This window comes from Mesorhizobium sp. YM1C-6-2, assembly GCF_003666685.1.
Lineage (GTDB): Bacteria > Pseudomonadota > Alphaproteobacteria > Rhizobiales > Rhizobiaceae > Mesorhizobium_K.
This window is the reverse complement of the sequence record NZ_RCIZ01000003.1, coordinates 142,105-161,310: the sequence shown is the minus strand read 5'-3', so window position 1 is coordinate 161,310 and position 19,206 is coordinate 142,105. Positions and strand designations below refer to the sequence as shown.

General features: G+C 65.5%; 14 protein-coding genes and 1 riboswitch. Of the genes, 7 read left to right on the top strand and 7 right to left on the bottom strand.

Going from position 1 to position 19,206, the window contains the following annotated elements; translation table 11 throughout:
- Window positions 1-3: 3 nt before the first annotated feature.
- The 6 genes from livM to pyc all read left to right on the top strand — a co-directional run bounded on the left by livM (window position 4) and on the right by pyc (window position 8,650).
- The gene (livM, locus tag D8676_RS09435) at window positions 4-1,395 is read left to right on the top strand and encodes a high-affinity branched-chain amino acid ABC transporter permease LivM (RefSeq protein WP_121580625.1); all 1,392 of its coding nucleotides are present in this window, start codon (window positions 4-6) and stop codon (window positions 1,393-1,395) included.
- Complete coding sequence (locus tag D8676_RS09430; protein ID WP_121580624.1) at window positions 1,395-2,675, top strand: ATP-binding cassette domain-containing protein; 1,281 nt, start codon at window positions 1,395-1,397, stop codon at window positions 2,673-2,675. The genes livM and D8676_RS09430 overlap by 1 nt, the downstream gene beginning before the upstream one ends.
- A complete protein-coding gene (locus D8676_RS09425) occupies window positions 2,675-3,403 on the top strand; it encodes an ABC transporter ATP-binding protein (RefSeq protein ID WP_121580623.1) in 729 nt (242 codons plus the stop codon). The genes D8676_RS09430 and D8676_RS09425 overlap by 1 nt, the downstream gene beginning before the upstream one ends.
- A gap of 9 nt (window positions 3,404-3,412) precedes the next feature.
- Complete coding sequence (locus tag D8676_RS09420; protein ID WP_121580622.1) at window positions 3,413-3,766, top strand: DUF6867 family protein; 354 nt, start codon at window positions 3,413-3,415, stop codon at window positions 3,764-3,766.
- Between the two features lie 138 nt (window positions 3,767-3,904).
- Entirely contained in the window at window positions 3,905-5,020 is a 1,116-nt protein-coding gene (locus tag D8676_RS09415; RefSeq protein ID WP_121580621.1) for a branched-chain amino acid ABC transporter substrate-binding protein, read from the top strand.
- Window positions 5,021-5,191: 171 nt separating this feature from the next.
- Window positions 5,192-8,650, top strand: coding sequence for a pyruvate carboxylase (gene pyc / locus D8676_RS09410; RefSeq protein WP_121580620.1), 3,459 nt, complete (start codon window positions 5,192-5,194; stop codon window positions 8,648-8,650).
- A gap of 108 nt (window positions 8,651-8,758) precedes the next feature.
- Here the strand turns inward: pyc and D8676_RS09405 are convergent, their stop codons facing one another.
- Window positions 8,759-9,193, bottom strand: coding sequence for a 6,7-dimethyl-8-ribityllumazine synthase (locus D8676_RS09405; RefSeq protein WP_121580619.1), 435 nt, complete (start codon window positions 9,191-9,193; stop codon window positions 8,759-8,761).
- A 74-nt stretch (window positions 9,194-9,267) separates the two neighbouring features.
- Window positions 9,268-9,430: riboswitch (FMN riboswitch) on the bottom strand.
- A gap of 149 nt (window positions 9,431-9,579) precedes the next feature.
- On the opposite strand from D8676_RS09405, the gene D8676_RS09400 reads away from it, so the two are divergent.
- A complete protein-coding gene (locus D8676_RS09400; protein WP_121580618.1) occupies window positions 9,580-10,767 on the top strand; it encodes an MFS transporter in 1,188 nt (395 codons plus the stop codon).
- 53 nt (window positions 10,768-10,820) lie between these two features.
- On the opposite strand, the gene D8676_RS09395 is transcribed toward D8676_RS09400, so the two are convergent.
- The 6 genes from D8676_RS09395 to odhB form a co-directional block, all read right to left on the bottom strand.
- Entirely contained in the window at window positions 10,821-10,979 is a 159-nt protein-coding gene (locus D8676_RS09395) for a DUF3309 family protein (protein WP_121580617.1), read from the bottom strand.
- Window positions 10,980-11,146: 167 nt separating this feature from the next.
- A complete protein-coding gene (locus D8676_RS09390) occupies window positions 11,147-14,320 on the bottom strand; it encodes an efflux RND transporter permease subunit (RefSeq protein WP_121580616.1) in 3,174 nt (1,057 codons plus the stop codon).
- Window positions 14,321-14,347: 27 nt separating this feature from the next.
- Complete coding sequence (locus D8676_RS09385) at window positions 14,348-15,481, bottom strand: efflux RND transporter periplasmic adaptor subunit (protein ID WP_121580615.1); 1,134 nt, start codon at window positions 15,479-15,481, stop codon at window positions 14,348-14,350.
- A 312-nt stretch (window positions 15,482-15,793) separates the two neighbouring features.
- A complete protein-coding gene (gene lpdA / locus D8676_RS09380) occupies window positions 15,794-17,197 on the bottom strand; it encodes a dihydrolipoyl dehydrogenase (protein WP_121580614.1) in 1,404 nt (467 codons plus the stop codon).
- Window positions 17,198-17,353: 156 nt separating this feature from the next.
- Window positions 17,354-17,758 (bottom strand): MAPEG family protein, encoded by a 405-nt coding sequence (locus tag D8676_RS09375; RefSeq protein WP_121580613.1) that lies wholly within the window; start codon window positions 17,756-17,758, stop codon window positions 17,354-17,356.
- Window positions 17,759-17,866: 108 nt separating this feature from the next.
- Window positions 17,867-19,162 carry a 2-oxoglutarate dehydrogenase complex dihydrolipoyllysine-residue succinyltransferase gene (gene odhB, locus D8676_RS09370; protein WP_121580612.1) on the bottom strand — a complete coding sequence of 432 codons (1,296 nt, stop codon included), beginning with the start codon at window positions 19,160-19,162 and terminating at the stop codon, window positions 17,867-17,869.
- Window positions 19,163-19,206: the final 44 nt, after the last annotated feature.

Below are 19,206 nucleotides of genomic sequence, written 5' to 3'. Positions count from 1 at the left end.
CGAATGACCGCGATATCCCAGGACCGGCCGGCAAACACGAGTCTCGTTCAGCGCGGCATACGCGAGGCGCTTTATGCCGGCGCCATCTCCTTCGGCATGTTCTTCCTGCTGATCGGCATCAAGACCGACCAGAACATCCGCAACGAACTGATCCTCGTGCCGCGCTGGGGCCTGCTCGCCGTCGTGATCGCGCTGGTGATGGCCGGGCGCTTCCTGATGGTCGTCTGGCTGCACCCCTATCTCGAGGCGCGCAAGCTCCAGAAGGCGAAGGCGCCGGTCGTGGCGCATGCGGAGAAATCCGCCTTCGTCAGGCACTGGACCAAGATCGCCATCGGCGCGCTGATCCTCTACCCGGTTGTCATCGTGCTTCTGGTCGGCTTCCAGGGCTCGCTGAAATGGGTCGACAATTTCGGCATCCAGATCCTGATCTACGTGATGCTGGCCTGGGGCCTGAACATCGTCGTCGGACTGGCCGGCCTGCTCGACCTCGGCTACGTCGCCTTCTACGCCGTCGGCGCCTATTGCTACGCGCTGCTCGGCACCGAGTTCGGCTGGTCCTTCTGGATCCTGCTGCCGGCCGCCGGCGCGATGGCGGCCTTCTGGGGCGTCATCCTCGGCTTCCCGGTGCTGCGCCTCAGGGGCGACTACCTCGCCATCGTGACGCTGGCCTTCGGCGAGATCATCCGCCTGGTGCTGATCAACTGGCGCGAGGTCACCAACGGCACCGCCGGCGTTTCCGGCATTCCGAAAGTGACGTTCTTCGGCCTGTTCGACTTCGACGTCTCGTCGCCCTACTACATCGCCAAGGTCTTCGACATCGCGCAGTCGGGCGCCTACTACAAGATCTTCCTCTACTATCTGGCGCTGGCGCTGGCCCTGCTGACCGCCTTCGTCACCATCAGGCTCAGGCGGCTGCCGGTCGGCCGCGCCTGGGAAGCGTTGCGCGAGGACGAGATCGCCTGCCGTTCGCTCGGCATCAACACCACCAACACCAAGCTCACCGCCTTCGCCATCGGCGCCATGTTCGGCGGTTTCGCCGGCGCCTTCTTCGCCGCCCGCCAGGGCTTCGTCAGCCCCGAATCCTTCATCTTCCTGGAATCGGCGATCATCCTCGCGATCGTCGTGCTGGGCGGCATGGGCTCGCTGACCGGCATCGCCATCGCCGCGCTGGTGATGATCGGCGGCACCGAGATCCTGCGCGAGCTGCACTTCCTCAAGGCGGTATTCGGCGAAGGCTTCACACCGGAGCTCTACCGCATGCTGCTGTTCGGATCGGCCATGGTCATCGTCATGATCTGGAAACCCCGCGGTTTCGTCGGCAGCCGCGAACCGACAGCCTTCCTGCATGAACGCAAGGCCGTATCCAGTTCCTTCACCAAGGAGGGACACGGCTGATGAACGCGACTTCCGTTATGAACATGCCGATCCTCAAGGTCGAGCACCTGTCGATGAAGTTCGGCGGCCTCGTCGCCATCGGCGACCTGTCCTTCGAGGCGAAGCGCGGCGAAATCACTGCGCTGATCGGCCCCAACGGGGCCGGCAAGACCACCGTGTTCAACTGCATCACCGGCTTCTACAAGCCGTCCGAGGGCATGATCACGCTGACCGGCCGCGACGGCAACCAGTTCCTGCTGGAACGGCTGCCGGACTTCCAGATCCCGGCCAAGGCCAAGGTGGCGCGCACCTTCCAGAACATCCGGCTGTTCTCCGGCATGACGCTGCTGGAGAACCTGCTCGTCGCGCAGCACAACCGGCTGATGCAGGCGTCGGGCTTCACCGTGCTCGGCCTGCTCGGCTTCGGCGGCTACCGCAAGGCTTCGGCGGAATCGATAGAGCTGGCGAAGCACTGGCTGGAGAAGGCCGACCTGATCGACCGCGCCGACGATCCGGCGGGCGACCTGCCCTATGGCGCGCAGCGCCGTCTGGAGATCGCGCGCGCCATGTGCACGGGACCGGAGCTGCTCTGCCTCGACGAGCCGGCCGCCGGCCTCAACCCGAAGGAGTCGCTGGCGTTGAACGCACTGCTCAACGACATCAAGGCGACATCCGGCACCTCGATCCTGCTGATCGAGCATGACATGTCGGTGGTGATGCAGATCTCCGACCATGTCGTGGTGCTGGAATACGGCCGCAAGATATCCGACGGCGACCCGGCCTCGGTACGGAGCGATCCGCGCGTGATCGCCGCCTATCTCGGCGTCGAGGACGACGAGGTTACGGAAGTGCTGGCGGCAGTCGGCGACGAGCAGGTGATCGAGGAACTCGACGCCGAGCCCGACCGGGCGCACGGCCCCGCCGATTCCTCCTCGATGATGGCCGGGCCGGTCTCCGACACGATCGGCCACAGCGACGACGACGGCGAGACCGTCAAGGTTTCGCCCGGCGCCTCGAAGGCCGAGCAGTACGACCATCGCCACGGGACGGGCGTTTCCAACGCGCTCAATGCGCCGAAGGGCGGCACGCCCGACAAGCTGACTTTGATCAAGGGCATCGGGCCGGTGAACGAGAGAAAGCTCAACGAGCACGGCATCTTCCATTTCGCGCAGATCGCGGCCTGGACCGAGGCGGACGTCAAGGCGGCCGAAGCCTATCTGGAGTTCGACGGACGCATCGCGCGCGAGGACTGGATCGGCCAGGCCAAAGCGCTCGCGGCAAAGAGCGGAGGGGCTGAGTGATGGCCGGCAAACCCCTGCTCCAGGTCGAGGGCGTCGAGACCTATTACGGCAATATCCGCGCGCTGAACGGCGTCTCGATCACCGTCAACGAGGGCGAGATCGTCGCGCTGATCGGCGCCAACGGCGCCGGCAAGTCGACGCTGATGATGACGATCTTCGGCACGCCGCGCGCCAGGAACGGCACCATCACCTTCGCCGGCACCGACATCACCAACATGCCGACGCACGAGATCGCGCGCATGCGCATCGCGCAGTCGCCGGAAGGGCGGCGCATCTTCCCGCGCATGACGGTGATGGAAAACCTGCAGATGGGCGCCAGCCTCGATCAGCTGAAGCATTACGACGAGGACGCCGAGAAGGTCTTCCAGCTCTTCCCGCGGCTGAAGGAGCGCATCAACCAGCGCGGCGGCACGCTGTCGGGCGGCGAGCAGCAGATGCTGTCGATCGGCCGCGCACTGATGGCGCGCCCGAAGCTGCTGCTGCTCGACGAGCCGTCGCTGGGACTGGCGCCGCTGATCGTCAAGCAGATCTTCGACGCGGTGCGCGAGTTGAACCGCAGCCAGGGGCTCACCGTGTTCCTGGTCGAGCAGAACGCCTTCGGCGCGCTGAAGCTCGCCAATCGCGGCTACGTGCTCGTCAACGGCAACGTCACCATGAGCGGCACCGGCCAGCAGCTGCTCGCCGATCCGGAAGTGCGCGCCGCCTATCTCGAAGGCGGACGGCACTAGGAGGCATACATGCAAGGCATCCTCTACGAAGAACCCTCGGTCTGGCAATTCCTGTTCATCACCTGCCTGCTCGGCGGCGGTGCGGCGTGGATGACGGGACGCGCCTGCGCCCAGACATGGCGGCCGATGTCCTCGCTCGTCGTGTTCCTGCTGCTTCTCGGCATAGCAGTGCGCTTCATCCATCATGCGCTGTTCAATGGCACCATGTTCACGGCGCAATATTACATCGTCGACACGATAATCCTGCTCGTCATCGGCATCCTCGGATACCAGTATACGCGCACCACTCAGATGGTGACGCAGTATAACTGGCTCTACGAGCGAGCATCTCTGTTGAGTTGGAGGCCGAAAAGCGGAGCCTGATCATTACCGCGATGTAACGCCAAGCCGTTCCGAATAGGCGTGACAAGCGCCGGAAAATCGGCAAAGTACGCTTTCTGCGATAGGGTGGGCATCGCATGAAAGTTCATCCACGCCCACTCGGTTTAATGGGAGTCTTCAATGAGAAAGTCATTCTTGTCCGCCGTCGCGCTGACATCGTTGCTCGCGTTCAGCGGCAGCGCCTGGGCTGACCTTCTGGTCGGCGTCGGCGGTCCGATCACCGGTCCGAACGCTGCCTTCGGCGCGCAGCTCCAGAAGGGCGCGGAGATGGCCGTTAAGGACATCAACGCCGCCGGCGGCGTTAACGGCGAGCAGATTTCGCTCAGCGTCGGCGACGACGTTTCCGATCCGAAGCAGGGCATCTCGGTCGCCAACAAATTCGTCGCCGATGGCGTCAAGTTCGTGGTCGGCCACTTCAACTCGGGCGTTTCGATCCCGGCTTCCGAAGTCTATGCCGAGAACGGCATCCTGGAGATCACGCCTGCGGCGACCAACCCGGTCTACACCGAGCGCGGCCTGTGGAACACGTTCCGCGTCTGCGGCCGTGACGACCAGCAGGGCGAGGTGGCCGGCGCCTATATCGCCGCCAACTTCAAGGACGCCAAGGTCGCGGTGATCCACGACAAGACGCCTTACGGCCAGGGCCTCGCCGACGAGACCAAGAAGGCGCTCAACGCCGCCGGCGTCACCGAAGCCCTCTACGAAGGCGTCAATGTCGGCGACAAGGACTTCTCCGCGCTGATCGCCAAGATGAAGGACGCCGGCGTCACCCTGATCTACTGGGGCGGCCTGCACACGGAAGCCGGCCTGATCATCCGCCAGTCGGCTGACCAGGGCCTGAAGGCTCCGCTGTTCTCGGGCGACGGCATCGTGTCGAACGAACTCGCCTCGATCGCGGGCGACGCCGTTGCCGGCACGCTGAACACCTTCGGTCCGGATCCGCGCAACAACCCGGCCGCCAAGGAAGTGGTCGAGAAGTTCCGCGCCGCCGGCTTCGAGCCGGAAGCCTACACGCTCTATGCCTATGCGGCCACGCAGATCCTCGCCCAGGCGGCCACCGCTGCCGGTTCGAACGATCCGCAGGAAGTCGCCAAGGCGATCAAGGAGAAGGGTCCCTTCAAGACCGTTCTCGGCGAGCTGTCCTTCAACGAGAAGGGTGACCGCACCGACGCCGACTACGTCGTCTACGAATGGCGCAAGGGCGACGACGGCAAGTACAACTACTTCCAGCTCTGATATCCCAGGATATCACGCGAAACGCCCGGCCATGCGCCGGGCGTTTTGTTTTTGGCGGGCGCGGCGCGGCCGGCCGGATCGGTCGGAAGCCGCCTACGCAATTTGGTTGCACTGCAGCATTTTCGCGCTAATTGTTGCTCCGTCAAAACCCGTCCCTTCCGGAGCGCGCCCTTGCCCATCACGAAGATTCTTGTCGCCAACCGCTCTGAAATCGCAATTCGCGTCTTCCGCGCCGCCAATGAGCTCGGGCTGAAAACCGTCGCGATCTGGGCCGAGGAGGACAAATATTCGCTGCACCGCTTCAAGGCCGACGAGAGTTACCAGGTCGGGCGCGGCCCGCATCTCGGCCGCGATATGGGGCCGATCGAGAGCTATCTCTCGATCGAGGAGGTGATCCGCGTCGCCAGGCTGTCGGGCGCCGACGCCATCCATCCCGGCTACGGCCTTCTGTCGGAAAGCCCGGAATTCGCAGAGGCCTGCGCCGCCGCTGGCATCATCTTCATCGGCCCGAAGCCGGAGACGATGAAGCGGCTCGGCAACAAGGTCGCGGCGCGCAATCTCGCCATCGAGGTCGGTGTTCCGGTCATCCCGGCGACCGATCCGCTGCCCGACGACATGGAGGCGGTGAAGAAACTCGCCGCCGAGGTCGGCTATCCGGTGATGCTGAAGGCCTCGTGGGGCGGCGGCGGACGCGGCATGCGCGCCATCCGCAGCGAAGCAGACCTCGTGCGCGAGGTGACCGAGGGCAAGCGGGAGGCCAAGGCCGCCTTCGGCAAGGACGAGGTCTATCTCGAGAAGCTGATCGAACGCGCCCGCCATGTCGAGGTGCAGATCCTCGGCGACACCCACGGCAACGCCGTCCATCTGTTCGAGCGCGACTGCTCGATCCAGCGCCGCAACCAGAAGGTCGTCGAGCGCGCGCCGGCACCCTATCTCTCAAACGCGCTGAGGCAGGAACTCTGCGGTTACGCGCTGAAGATCGCGAACGAGACGGACTATGTCGGCGCCGGCACGGTCGAGTTCCTGCAGGACGCCGACACGGGCAAGTTCTACTTCATCGAAGTGAACCCGCGCATCCAGGTCGAGCATACGGTGACCGAGGAAGTAACCGGCATCGACATCGTCAAGGCGCAGATCCACATCCTCGACGGTTTTGCCATCGGCACGCCCGAATCCGGAGTGCCGGCGCAGGCGGCGATCCGGCTGAACGGCAACGCGCTTCAGTGCCGCATCACCACCGAAGATCCCGAGCAGAACTTCATCCCGGACTACGGTCGCATCACCGCCTATCGCGGCGCCACCGGCTTCGGCATCCGCCTCGACGGCGGCACCGCCTATTCGGGCGCCGTGATCACCCGCTACTACGATCCGCTGCTGGAGAAGGTGACCGCCTGGGCGCCGACGCCGCTGGAGGCGATCCAGCGCATGAACCGGGCGCTGCGCGAATTCCGCATCCGTGGCGTGGCGACCAACCTCACCTTCCTCGAAGCGATCATCAACCACCCCTCGTTTCGCGACAATTCCTACACGACGCGCTTCATCGATTCGACGCCGGAACTGTTCGCGCAGGTGAAGCGGCAGGACCGCGCCACCAAGCTGCTCAACTACCTCGCCGACGTCAGCGTGAACGGCCATCCCGAGACTCGCGGCAGGCCAACGCCCGACCCCGACGCCGCCGAGCCGGTCGTGCCCTATCTCAACGGCGCCGTTCCCTCGGGCTCCAAGCAGCGCCTCGACGAGCTCGGGCCGGAAAAATTCGCCGCCTGGATGCGGAGCCAGAAGCAGGTGCTCGTCACCGACACGACGATGCGCGACGCACACCAGTCGCTGCTCGCGACCCGCATGCGCACCTACGATATCGCCCGGATCGCCGGCATCTACGCCCGCTCGCTGCCGCAGCTCCTGTCGCTCGAATGCTGGGGCGGCGCGACCTTCGACGTCGCCATGCGCTTCCTGACCGAGGACCCGTGGGAGCGGCTTTCACTGGTGCGCGACGCGGCTCCCAACCTGCTCCTGCAGATGCTGCTGCGCGGCGCCAACGGCGTCGGCTACACCAATTATCCCGACAATGTCGTGCAGCATTTCGTCAAGCAGGCGGCTGCCGGCGGCATCGACCTCTTCCGCGTCTTCGACTGCCTGAACTGGGTCGAGAACATGCGGGTCGCCATGGATGCGGTCGGCGCCGAAGGAAAACTCTGCGAAGCGGCGATGTGCTATACAGGCGACCTGCTCGACCCCGCGCGCGCCAAATACGACCTCAAATATTACGTCGGCCTCGCCAAGGAACTCGAGAAGGCCGGCGCCCACATCATCGCGGTCAAGGACATGGCCGGGCTGCTGAAGCCCGCCGCCGCGCGCGTGCTGTTCAAGGCGCTGCGCGAGGAAACCGACCTGCCGATCCATTTCCACACGCACGACACGTCCGGCCTGTCGGCGGCGACCGTGCTGGCCGCGGTCGAAAGCGGCGTCGATGCCGTCGACGCGGCGATGGACGCCTTCTCCGGCAACACCTCGCAGCCCTGCCTCGGCTCGCTTGCCGAGGCGCTGAAGGGCAGCGACCGCGACCCCGGCCTCGATCCCGCATGGATCCGGAAGATTTCCTTCTATTGGGAGGCCGTGCGCAACCAGTATGCGGCCTTCGAGAGCGACCTCAAGGGGCCGGCCTCGGAAGTCTATCTGCACGAAATGCCGGGCGGCCAGTTCACCAACCTCAAGGAGCAGGCGCGCTCGCTCGGCCTGGAGACGCGCTGGCACGAGGTGGCGCAGGCGTACCACGACGTGAACCTGATGTTCGGCGACATCGTCAAGGTGACGCCCTCCTCCAAGGTCGTCGGCGACATGGCGCTGATGATGGTCAGCCAGGACCTCACCGTCGCCGACGTCGAGAACCCGGCCAAGGACATCGCCTTCCCGGATTCGGTCGTGTCGATGCTGCGCGGCGACCTCGGCCAGTCGCCCGGCGGCTGGCCCGAGACGCTGCAGAAGAAGGCGCTGAAGGGCGCCGCGCCGATCACCGTGCGGCCCGGCTCGCTGCTGAAGGCCGCCGACCTCCAGGCGAGCCGCAAGGAGATCGAGGAGAAGCTCGGCCGCCCGCTCTCCGAGCACGAGTTCGGCTCATGGCTGATGTACCCGAAGGTGTTTTCGGATTTCGCCGCCGCGCAGGAGACCTATGGGCCGGTCAGCGTGCTGCCGACGCCGACCTATTTCTACGGCATGCAGGTCGAGGACGAGATTTTCGTCGACATCGAGAAGGGCAAGACGCTCGTGGTGCGCTGCCTGGGCATCGGCGACACCGACGACAAGGGCATGGTGACGGTGTTCTTCGAGCTGAACGGCCAGCCGCGCCGCATCAAGGTGCCGGACCGGGCGCATGGCGCCTCCGCCAGCGCCGCGCGGCGCAAGGCCGAAGCCGGCAATGAAAGCCATGTCGGCGCGCCGATGCCGGGCGTCGTCTCGACGCTTGGCGTCGCCGTCGGCCAGGCGGTCAAGGCCGGCGACGTCCTTCTGTCGATCGAGGCGATGAAGATGGAGACGGCGCTGCATGCCGAGCGCGACGGCATGGTGGCCGAAGTGCTGGTCAAGGCCGGCGACCAGATCGACGCGAAAGACCTTCTTGTGGTGTTCGGGTAGGGCCGCGAGGAAGCGCTCCGCCTCGATCGCATCTGCCTAGTCGTCATCCTCGGGGAAAAGCCGGGGATGACGACGCCAGTCAGGCGACGGCAAATCGCGACAGTCTGATTACGCGGCGATCGCCGCGCGCGACTTTTCCAGCATGAGGGCGGCGCGCGCCGCCTCCCGGCCCTTCTCAACGAAATGCGCCTGGAAGATCCGGTTGTGGTGTTCCGTCTCCTGGTAGTGATGCGGCGTGAGCGATACCGACAGGATCGGCACGCCGGTATCCAGGCCGACGCGCATCAGCCCCTCGACCACGGCCTGCGCCACAAAATCGTGCCGGTAGATGCCGCCATCGACGACGAAGGCTGCGGCCGCGACCGAAGCGTAGCGTCCGGTCAGGGCGAGCTCGCGGGCAAACAGCGGCAGCTCGAAGGCGCCCGGGACCGTGAAGACGTCGACCTGTTCGGCGGGGATGATCTCGCAAAAGCCTTCATAGGCGCGGTCGACGATGTCGGCATGCCAATTGGCTTTGACGAATGCATAGCGGGTTTGTGTCATATGATCACCTTTCTGCAACTGACACGTCACCCAAGGCGATCATACGCATCGTGCGGAGTTGACCACTCCACACCGCATATTCTCTTTCATCCGGACTATGACCGTCGGCCCAGGCATCGCACCTGATCTGCTGACCCTTCCTTGCGGAAGGCGCTCGCGGGCTCGCGACCAAATTGTTCATTCACAAATCGGCCGCATACCGCCGGTAGGGAGTTGCACCCTGCCCTGAGAACGATCCTGCCATAAAGCCGCCGCCGCGAATGTGCAATGCATTCGCTCTGTCTTGCCAATGCTCGCCGGAACGTGGCCCAAGCGCTTTCGATGCGCGCGGATTGACTCGGCCTCACCTAATCGATTTACCTCGCGCCCGAACCGGAGCTACACCCATGGATGCCAGCAACGCCGCCGCTATCGCAATTCGCGGCCGCTGGGCGGTCGCCGCGATCTTCTTCATGAACGGCTTCGTCCTGGGAAGCTGGGCGCCACAGATTCCCGTCCTCCTGGTCCGGCTGCAGATCACCGAGTTCACGCTCGGCCTGCTGCTCCTGCTGTTCGGTGCGGGGGCGGTCAGCGCGATGATCTGGGCCGGCCATCTGATCCCGAAACACGGATCAAAGAGGGTGACGACCCTGTTTGCGATTTCCTGTTGCTTCGGGCTGCTACTGGTCGCGCTGGCGCCGGGCGTCGCCACTGCGGCGGTGGCGATGTACATATTCGGCGCCACCTTCGGCGCGACCGATGTGTCGATGAACGCCAACGCGGTGACGGTGGAACGGCGGCTCGGACGTCCCATCATGTCCTCCTCGCACGGCTTCTGGAGCCTGGGCGGCTTCGTCGGCGGCAGCACCGGCGGCCTGATGATCCAGAACTGGGGACACCTGCCGCATGCGGTGATCGTGACGATCGCGGCGGCGATCATGACGGGACTGGCGATCCGGCATCTGGTCGCGGACCTGCCGATCGCGGAACAGCACAAGAAGTTCTCGCTGCCGCGCCGGCCGGGCGTCTACATCGTCGGCGCCATGGCGCTTCTCTGCATGAATTCCGAGGGCGCGGTCCTCGACTGGGGCGCGCTCTATCTCAACCAGGAACTCGGCAGCGACATCGCCACCGCCGGTCTCGCCTTCGGCGCCTTCGCCGGCGCCATGGCGCTCATGCGTTTCCTCGGCGACGGCGTGCGCAAGAAGTTCGGCGCCGTGGTCACGTTCCGCGTCTCATGCCTCGTCGCTGCCGCCGGCATACTGGTCGCGGGGCTGGCGCCGTGGCCGTGGCTGGCGATCGGCGCCTTCGCGATCGCAGGCCTCGGCATCGCCAACACGATCCCGATCCTGTTTTCGGCGGCCGGCAACCAGCCCGACACAAGTCCCGGCGCCGGCGTCAGTGTCGTCACCACCATGGGCTATTCAGGCATATTGGTGGCCCCTTCGCTGATCGGCTTCGTCGGCGAGCGCACCGGCTTCTCGCCGATCTACATAGCGATCGCCATCCTGCTGATGCTGGTGTTCCTGGGTTCCAGCATCACCCGCACCGCCGACTTTTCGCCTGACAGCAGCGATCCCGTCCTGCCGATCTAGAGCGGTTAGCAGAACCACTCTATCCTGTTGGTTCCTGAGACGCCGGCGGTCGTTCAGATGCGGCCCATCAGCACCAGGATCAGCAGGATGATGAGGATAACGCCGACGATGCCGGACGGTCCATAACCCCAGCCGCGCGAATGCGGCCAAGCGGGGATCGCGCCGAGCAGGATTAGGATGAGGATGATGATCAGGATGGTCGTCAAGGTCATTTGAACCCTCGCTTGGTGTTGCAATCGCACAACAATGCGCGAGATCGGCGGCTTGTTCCCTGCGTCTGGGAGACGTCGGGCGATTGCCTGGCCGGCCAAGTGCCGAGGGAATTGACTGGAAAAGCGCGATCCCGTCCGGAAGTCCGTACCGAACGGGATCGTCGGCGTTATTCCGCCGCCTTCGGGAAGGCGATGGCAGGTTCGTCCTTCGCGGCCGGAGCGGCCGGTTCCTCGGCCTTGCCGCCGCGGCGGAACAGGCGGCTGAACCAGCCGCGCCGCTCGCCCTTCTTGGGCACGTCACGCGTGAACACCATCAGCATCGACGGCGTCACGACCAGCGTCAGCACGGTGGCGAAGGAGAGGCCGAACACGATCGCCGAGGAGAGCGCGATCCACCACTGCGTCGACGGCGCGTTGATCGTCGTCTCGTGGTGGAAGAGTTCGAGGCCCAGGCCGAAGGCGATCGGCAGCACGCCGAGGATGGCCGACAGCGCCGTCAGCACGACGGGGCGGGCGCGCTCGCGGCAGGTCTGCAGCACCGCGTCCAACTTGTTCCAGCCTTCGTCGCGAAGACGGTCGTAGGTGTCGATCAAGACGATGTTGTTGTTCACCACCACGCCGGCCAGCGCAATGACGCCGATGCCGGACATGACGATGACGAAGGCCTGGCCGGTCAGCATCATGCCGAGCAGCGCGCCAATCGTCGCCATGACCACGCAGGACAGCACCAGCCACACGCTGGTGAACTTGTTGAACTGCGCCAGCAGCACCAGGAAGATGAGGAAGATCGCCGCGCCGAAGGCATTGCTGAGGAAGGCGCTCGCCTCCTCGCTGTCCTCATTGGAGCCGGCGAGCTTCCAGTCGATGCCTTCCTGGTCGAGACCCATGCCGCCGACGAGCTGGCTGACCTGGCCCTGCACGGCCGCCACCTGATTGCCTGAGGCGACATTGCCCTGGATCGTGATGGTGCGCTTGCCGTCGATGCGGTTCAGGATGCCGACCGTCTTCTCCGGCTTGCGCGACACGAAGTTGGAGATCGGCACGGCGCCCTGGGCCGTCTGGATGCGCAGCTGGTCGAGTTCGGCCAGCGTGCGGCGGTCCTCGGGCAGGCGCAGCCGGATGTCGACCGCGTCGTCGGCGCCGGCCGGCCGGTAATCGGTCAGCTTGAGGCCGGTGGTGACGAGCTGGACGGCGGTACCGACCGCCATCGGGCTGACGCCGAACTGCGCCGCCTTCGAGCGGTCGATCTCAAGCGACCAGTCGACGCCCGGCGGCGGCAGGCCGTCTGAGATGTCGATGACGCCGGGCACCTTGGCGACTTCGGCGGCGACCTTCGCGGCCCTTTCGTTGAGCCCGGTCGGATCGACGGCGGAGAGCTGCACCTGGATCGGCTTGCCGGTTGGCGGGCCGGCGTCGGGCACGCGCACTTCGACGTCGACGCCGGGAATGCCGGCCATCGCCACGCGCAAATCGTCGAGTATCTCATGCGCCGACTTGCGCTGGCGCCAGTCGATGAATTCGTACTGGATGACGCCGACCACGTCCTCCGGGATCTCGGCGCCGCCGCCGCGCGATTTACCCGCCCGCGTGTAGACCGACTTGATGCCCGGCCAGCCGAGGATGCGCTTCTCCGCCTCGCGCGTCGCCGCGTCCATCTCGGCGAGCGAGAGGTTGCCGCGCGCATGCACGTAGAGCAGGCCGTAGTCGGGCTCGACGGTCGGGAAGAACTCGACGCCGGCGCCGTATTTCGAATAGGCGACCGGCACGGCGACCAGCAGCGCAACCGTCAGCACCAGGACGGTCTTGGGATAGTGGACCGCCTTGTTGACGATCGCCATGTAGAAGCCGTCCTTGTGCTCCTCCTCGCCATGTTTAGGCGCCTTGGCGTAGAGCGCGCCGATGGTGGGCGCGAAGATGAGCGCATAGGCCATGGAAGCGGCGAGCGTCACGATCAGCGTGATCGGCAGGTATTTCATGAAGTCGCCGACGATGCCCGGCCAGAACAGCAGCGGCGAGAAGGCGGCGATGCGCGTCATGGTGGCGGCGATGACCGGGCCGGCCATGCGCTTGGCGGCGAGCTCGAAGGCCTGTTCCTTGGGCATGCCTTCCGACATGCGCCGCTCGGCGAATTCGGTGACGATGATCGCGTCGTCGACCAGCATGCCGACCGCCAGGATCAGCGAGAACAGCACGATCATGTTGATCGTGTAGCCCATCAGCGCGAGCGCCAGTATGCCCATCAGGAAGGAGGACGGGATGGCGAGGCCGATGAGCAGCGAGGCGCGGCCGGACAGCGCGTAGAGGATGACGATGAAGACCAGGACCACCGCGATGATCACATGGTTCTGCAGGTCGTTGAGCAGCGTGTTGACGAAGACCGACTTGTCCTGCGTGTAGGTGACTTCCATGCCCTCCGGCGCGGACTTTACGAAGGCGTCGGCGACGGCCTTGGCGCCCTCGATCGTTTCGACGATGTTGGCGCCGATGCGCTTCTTCACCTCGATGGCGATGGCGGGCTTGCCATCGAGCCGGGTGATCGTCTCGGCGTCCTTGAAGGTCGAGCGCACGGTGGCGATGTCCTGCACGCGCACGACGGCGTTCTCGCCGGCGACGACCGGCAGGTTGGCGACGTCCTGGGGCGTCTCGATGAGGGCAGGCACCTTGACCGAATACTTGCCCTCGGAGCCCTCGATCGCACCGGCGGCCACCAGGCTGTTCGAAGTGCCCACGCCCTGGATGAGCTGGTCGAGCCGCAGCCCGTAGGAGGACAGCTTCACCGGATCGATGATCGCCTCGACCTGCTCGTCGCGCGAACCCTGGAGCGCCCCTTCGAGCACGCCGGGGACTTCCTCGATGCGGTCGCGCAGCTCCTTCGCCGCCGCCGTCAGCGTGCGTTCCGGCACATTGCCGGACAGCGTGACGACGAGCACCGGGAATTCCGAGATGTTGACCTCGTTGACCGTCGGCTCCTCGACGCCTTCGGGCAGGTCGCGCTTGGCGTCCTGCACCTTGTTGCGGGTGTCGATCAGCGCGTCGCCGAGATCTGTCGACGGGTCGAATTCGACCAGCACGTAGCCGCCGCCCTCATAGGCGGCGGACTTCATCTCCTTCAGCCCCTTGAGGTTCTTGAGCTGGGATTCGACGGGCCTCAGCAGCAGGCGTTCCGAGTCCTCGGGCGAGATGCCCTGATAGACCAGGCTCACATACATGATGGGGATCGCGACGTCCGGCTCCGCCTCCTTGGGCACCGCCTGATAGGCAAGCGCGCCCGCGATCACCAGGAAGGCAAGCACGGACAACGTCAGTCGCGCGTTCTTGATCGCTAGCTTGACGATATCCATGGGGCGATTGTTCCGTGCTTCTCCGGATCAGGTTCCGTCGGCGGTCTCGCCGGCGAGCTTCTGGACCGTCGCAAGGTCGGCTTCGACGGGCTTCACCTCGTCGCCGTCGCTGACCAGGTCCTGGCCTGCGACGATGACGCGCGCATCGGCCGGGATGCCGGCAAGCACAAGGCCCTTCGGCGTGTCGTCGACGAGGTCGATCGGGAAGAACACGACCTTGTTGTCCTTGTCGACGGCGCGGATGCCGAGGTCGCCGTTCGAGCTCAGCGTCACCACCGAACGCGGCAGCACCACCGAATCGGCCGGATCGGCGAGCAGCACGATCTCGGCCGTCATGCCGGCGGGCAGCTTCTTGTCCTCGTTGGGGATCGCCACCTCGATGCGGAAGGTGCGCGTAGCGGGCGAGGCGTCGCGGCTGACATAGCGCAGCGTTCCTTCGGTGACGGTGCCGTCGACCAGCCTGATCTGGGCGGTGTTGCCCGGCTTCAGATATCTGAGGTCGCGCTCGCTCACCTCGCCTATCGCCAGCAAGGGATCGAGATTGATCAGCGTCGCCACTTCGGTTCCGGCGAGGATCGCGCTCCCGCGCTGGACCGGAATGCGATCGACGACGCCATTATAGGGTGCGTAGATGGAATATTGGGCGAGTTCGGCCTTGGCGCCCTCCAACTGCGACTTGGCGGTGGCAAGGGAGGCGCGGGCCTGATCGGCCTGCAGCCTCGGCGCATTGCCGCCCGAGACGAGCCGCTCCGCGGCGTCCGCCTCGGCCTGGCGCTGCGTGACCAGGCTTTCGGCCATCCTGACCGCCGCTTCCTTGTCCTCGGCCTCGAGGCGCATCACCAGTTCGCCGCGCTCGACGCGCTCGCCCTGCTTCACCGGCAGTTCGTCGATCACGCCCATGACGCGGGTCGCCAGCGTGACGCGTTTTTCGGCGTCGGTGTGCCCGGATATGCGGATGGCGCGCGCATGCTCGACGCGCGGCGGCGTGATCACCGCCACCGTCCTCAGCGGCGCCTTCACCTCTGCGGCGGCTTCGGCCGGCGTCGGCGGCGCTTCGTTCTGGGCGCTGCCCACAGACGAGAACTCGCCGGTCGCGACCCATGCGCCGACACCGAAGAGGACCGCCAGAGCGGCCAGCTTATGAAACCTGAATCTTGCCATGCTTCACGTGATCCGCTTGCGCAGGTAGTCCGAGGCAGCAGTCAAGTCGAACGCGAGTGAGTCCGATATGGGTTCGCGCTACACCGACTTCAAACGATTCGAGTCCGCCCACGCCCGGGCTTACGCAGGGGCGGCGCACTCATACATCAAGTTTGCACTGCAAAACAGTCACAAAAATTCATACGGCGATCAGTCCTGACAAGGCTCCTGCCGCATGATCGGCGGGAGATGAACCCCCCGCCCGGTATTTCGCCGGCTGGCCGGCGTTTCAGCTTACGCTACGGAACATCGCTTTCCGCACCGGCGTAAGGATCAGGTGTGGATCGGCTTGGAGAAGGTGGCGAACGCCGCCTCCCTGACCGCTTCCGACATGGTCGGATGGGCGTGGCAGGTGCGGGCCAGATCCTCGGACGAGCCTGAGAATTCCATCAGCACGGCGGCCTCGTGGATCATCTCGCCGGCACCGAAGCCGACGATATGCGCCCCCAGCACGCGGTCAGTCGCCTTGTCGGCAAGGATCTTCACGAAACCGTCGGTGTGCAGCATGGCGCGGGCGCGGCCGTTGGCGGAGAAGGGGAACTTCCCGACCTTGTAGTCGATGCCGGCCTTCTTCAGCTCCTCCTCGGTCTTGCCGACCGAGGCGACCTCCGGGCTGGTATAGACCACGCTCGGGATGACGTCGTAGTTCACATGGCCCGCCTGGCCGGCGATGATCTCGGCGACCGCGACGCCCTCGTCCTCCGCCTTGTGCGCCAGCATCGGCCCGGCAACCACGTCGCCGATCGCATAGATGCCCGCGATGTTGGTCCTGAGGTGGCCGTCCGTCTTGACGCGGCCGCGCTCGTCGAGCTCGACGCCCGCTTCGGCCAGCCCGAGCTTGTCAGTGTAGGGCTTGCGGCCGGTGGCGATCAGCACGACATCGGCCTCGATCGTCTCGGCCTCGCCGCCCTTGACCGGCTCGAAGGTCACGGACGCGCCCTTCTTCGCCTTCTTCACGGCGGTAACCTTGGAGCCGAGCTTGATGTCGAAGCCCTGCTTGGCGAGCATGCGCTGGAACTGTTTCGCCACTTCGCCGTCCATGCCGCCGAGGATCGTGTCGAGATACTCGACGACGGTCACCTTGGCGCCGAGCCGCGCCCAGACCGAGCCGAGCTCGAGCCCGATCACACCGCCGCCCACGACGACCAGACGGCCAGGCACCTTGTCGAGGGAGAGCGCTCCCGTCGAGGAGACGATCACCTTCTCGTCGATCGCGACCTCGACGCCCGGAATGCCGGCGACATCGGAGCCGGTGGCGATGACGATGTTCTTCGTCTCGACGTCCTCGACCTTGCCATCCTCGCCGGTCACCGAGACCTTGCCGGCGCCGACCACCTTGCCGGTGCCCTTCAGCCAATCGATCTTGTTCTTCTTGAACAGGAAGGCGACGCCGTTGACGTTCGCCGACACCGTCGTGTCCTTGTGCGCCATCATCTTCTTGAGGTTGAGCTTCGGCGTCACCTCGACGCCGAGCGTGTCGAAGGAATGGCCCGCCTCGGCGAACATCTCGGAGGCATGAAGCAGCGCCTTGGACGGGATGCAGCCGATGTTGAGGCAGGTGCCGCCGAGGGTCGCGTTCTTCTCGACCACCGCAACCTTCAGTCCGAGCTGCGCAGCCTTGATCGCGCAAACATATCCGCCCGGTCCCGAACCGATGACGACGACATCATAAGCCATTTTTCCATCCTGCCGTTTTCAGTGCGCCGGTAGCCCGGCGACCCCTGCTATCTATGATCTTCGCGGCCTGAAAGCCACGGTCGAGCCGGCCGTTCCCGGCAACCCTTCGATGCAAAATCATTCTTGGGAATGCTGGCCCCCGCATCGACGGCCACATCAGAACAACAGCCTGATCAGCATCAGCACGAGACCGACGATCGAGACGGTCCACGCCAGCGTGCGAATGGCGCGGACGCCGCCCGCATAGAGGAAGACATAAAGCACGCGGGCCGCCAGCCATATCCACGCGCCGGTCGCGGCCATGCCGCCGGTCTTGCCGGTCACCACCAACGCCACGACGATGGCGATGAAGGCCGGGTAGGTCTCGAGCAGGTTCTTCAGCGCGCGGTCGAGTCGGCCGGCAAGGATGCTCTTCGATTCGCGTTTTTCGTCGCGCGGCCCGAGCAGATATTCGCCGCCGAGATCGCCGGCGGCGGTCGCCTGCGCGGCGACCTGCAGGATGAGGAGCACCGCGCTCCAGCCGAGAACCCAGATTTCGGTCGATGCTGCTGCGACTTCCATGTCACTACCTTCCTGACGCGAAGCGATGCTTCGCTTTCGAGACAGTTACAGGCGAATGTCGTTCGAGAACCGGCCGTTCCGACAGGCGAACACAGCGAAGCAATGCGCCTAGAGGTCGAGCACCAGCCGTTCCGGGTCCTCCAGGCTCTCCTTGACGCGTACCAGGAAGGTCACCGCCTCCTTGCCGTCGACGATGCGGTGGTCGTAGCTGAGCGCCAGATACATCATCGGGCGGATGACGACCTGGCCGCCGAGCGCCACCGGCCGGTCCTGGATCTTGTGCATGCCGAGGATGCCCGACTGTGGCGCGTTGAGGATCGGCGTCGACATCAGCGAGCCGTAGACGCCACCGTTGGAGATGGTGAAGGTGCCGCCCTGCATGTCGGCGACCGACAGCTTGCCGTCGCGCGCCGCCAGCCCCAGTCGGCCGATCTCCTTCTCGATCTCGGCGATCGACATCTGGTCGGCGTCGCGCACCACCGGCACGACGAGCCCCTTGTCGGTGCCGACGGCGACGCCGATATGGGCGTAGTTCTTGTAGATGATGTCGGTGCCGTCGATCTCCGCGTTGACCGCCGGGATCTCCTTCAGCGCATGCGTGATCGCCTTGGTGAAGAAGCCCATGAAGCCGAGCTTCACACCGTGCTTCTTCTCGAACACGTCCTTGTACTTGGCGCGCAGGTCCATGATGCCCTTCATGTCCACCTCGTTGAAGGTGGTGAGCATGGCGGCGGTGGACTGCGCTTCCTTCAGCCGGCGCGCGATGGTCTGGCGCAGCTTGGTCATGCGCACGCGCTCCTCGCGCACCGCATCGTCGCCGGAGGACGGCGCGCGCGGGGCGGCGGGCGCCTCGGCCACGCGCGGCGTCTCGACCGGCTGCGAGGGAGCGCCCCTGGCGATGGCGTCGAGCACGTCGCCCTTGAGCACCTGGCCGCGCTTGCCCGTTCCCGCCACCTGGTCGACCGACAGATTGGCTTCGGCAAGCAGCTTGGCGGCGGCGGGCGCCGGCGGCGTCTTGCGCGTCTCGACTCCGCCTGCGTCTCCGGCGGTCGCGGCCGTCTTCTTGGCCGCTTCCTTCGTCGTGTCCGCTCCCGAGGCCCCGGCAGCCTGGGCAACCGCATCCGGCTTCGCCTCGGCCTTCGCCGCCGGCTTGGCGGCAGCCTCTCCGCCGGCCGCGATCTGGCCGAGCAGCGCGCCGAGGCCGACCGTGTCGCCCTCGTTGACGGTGATTTCCGACAGCGTGCCGGCGGCAGGCGCGGGCACCTCGACGGTCACCTTGTCGGTCTCGAGTTCGACGATGGGCTCGTCGGCGACGATCGCGTCACCGACCTTCTTGAACCATTTGCCGACAGTCGCCTCCGACACGGATTCACCGAGGGTGGGAACGCGGATTTCGGTAGCCATTGTTCTGGTCCTGCCTGTCCGTTCTGTGTTTACCGTACGATCTT

What these genes read in the sequence shown, in the direction of transcription:
- D8676_RS09425 (WP_121580623.1), top strand. Translation starts at nt 2,675, where the DNA reads ATGGCCGGCAAACCCCTGCTCCAGGTCGAGGGCGTCGAGACCTATTAC.
- D8676_RS09400 (WP_121580618.1), top strand. Translation starts at nt 9,580, where the DNA reads ATGGATGCCAGCAACGCCGCCGCTATCGCAATTCGCGGCCGCTGGGCG.
- D8676_RS09385 (WP_121580615.1), bottom strand. Translation starts at nt 15,481, where the DNA reads ATGGCAAGATTCAGGTTTCATAAGCTGGCCGCTCTGGCGGTCCTCTTC.
- D8676_RS09395 (WP_121580617.1), bottom strand. Translation starts at nt 10,979, where the DNA reads ATGACCTTGACGACCATCCTGATCATCATCCTCATCCTAATCCTGCTC.
- D8676_RS09375 (WP_121580613.1), bottom strand. Translation starts at nt 17,758, where the DNA reads ATGGAAGTCGCAGCAGCATCGACCGAAATCTGGGTTCTCGGCTGGAGC.
- odhB (WP_121580612.1), bottom strand. Translation starts at nt 19,162, where the DNA reads ATGGCTACCGAAATCCGCGTTCCCACCCTCGGTGAATCCGTGTCGGAG.
- D8676_RS09390 (WP_121580616.1), bottom strand. Translation starts at nt 14,320, where the DNA reads ATGGATATCGTCAAGCTAGCGATCAAGAACGCGCGACTGACGTTGTCC.
- livM (WP_121580625.1), top strand. Translation starts at nt 4, where the DNA reads ATGACCGCGATATCCCAGGACCGGCCGGCAAACACGAGTCTCGTTCAG.
- D8676_RS09415 (WP_121580621.1), top strand. Translation starts at nt 3,905, where the DNA reads ATGAGAAAGTCATTCTTGTCCGCCGTCGCGCTGACATCGTTGCTCGCG.
- D8676_RS09420 (WP_121580622.1), top strand. Translation starts at nt 3,413, where the DNA reads ATGCAAGGCATCCTCTACGAAGAACCCTCGGTCTGGCAATTCCTGTTC.
- lpdA (WP_121580614.1), bottom strand. Translation starts at nt 17,197, where the DNA reads ATGGCTTATGATGTCGTCGTCATCGGTTCGGGACCGGGCGGATATGTT.
- D8676_RS09405 (WP_121580619.1), bottom strand. Translation starts at nt 9,193, where the DNA reads ATGACACAAACCCGCTATGCATTCGTCAAAGCCAATTGGCATGCCGAC.
- D8676_RS09430 (WP_121580624.1), top strand. Translation starts at nt 1,395, where the DNA reads ATGAACGCGACTTCCGTTATGAACATGCCGATCCTCAAGGTCGAGCAC.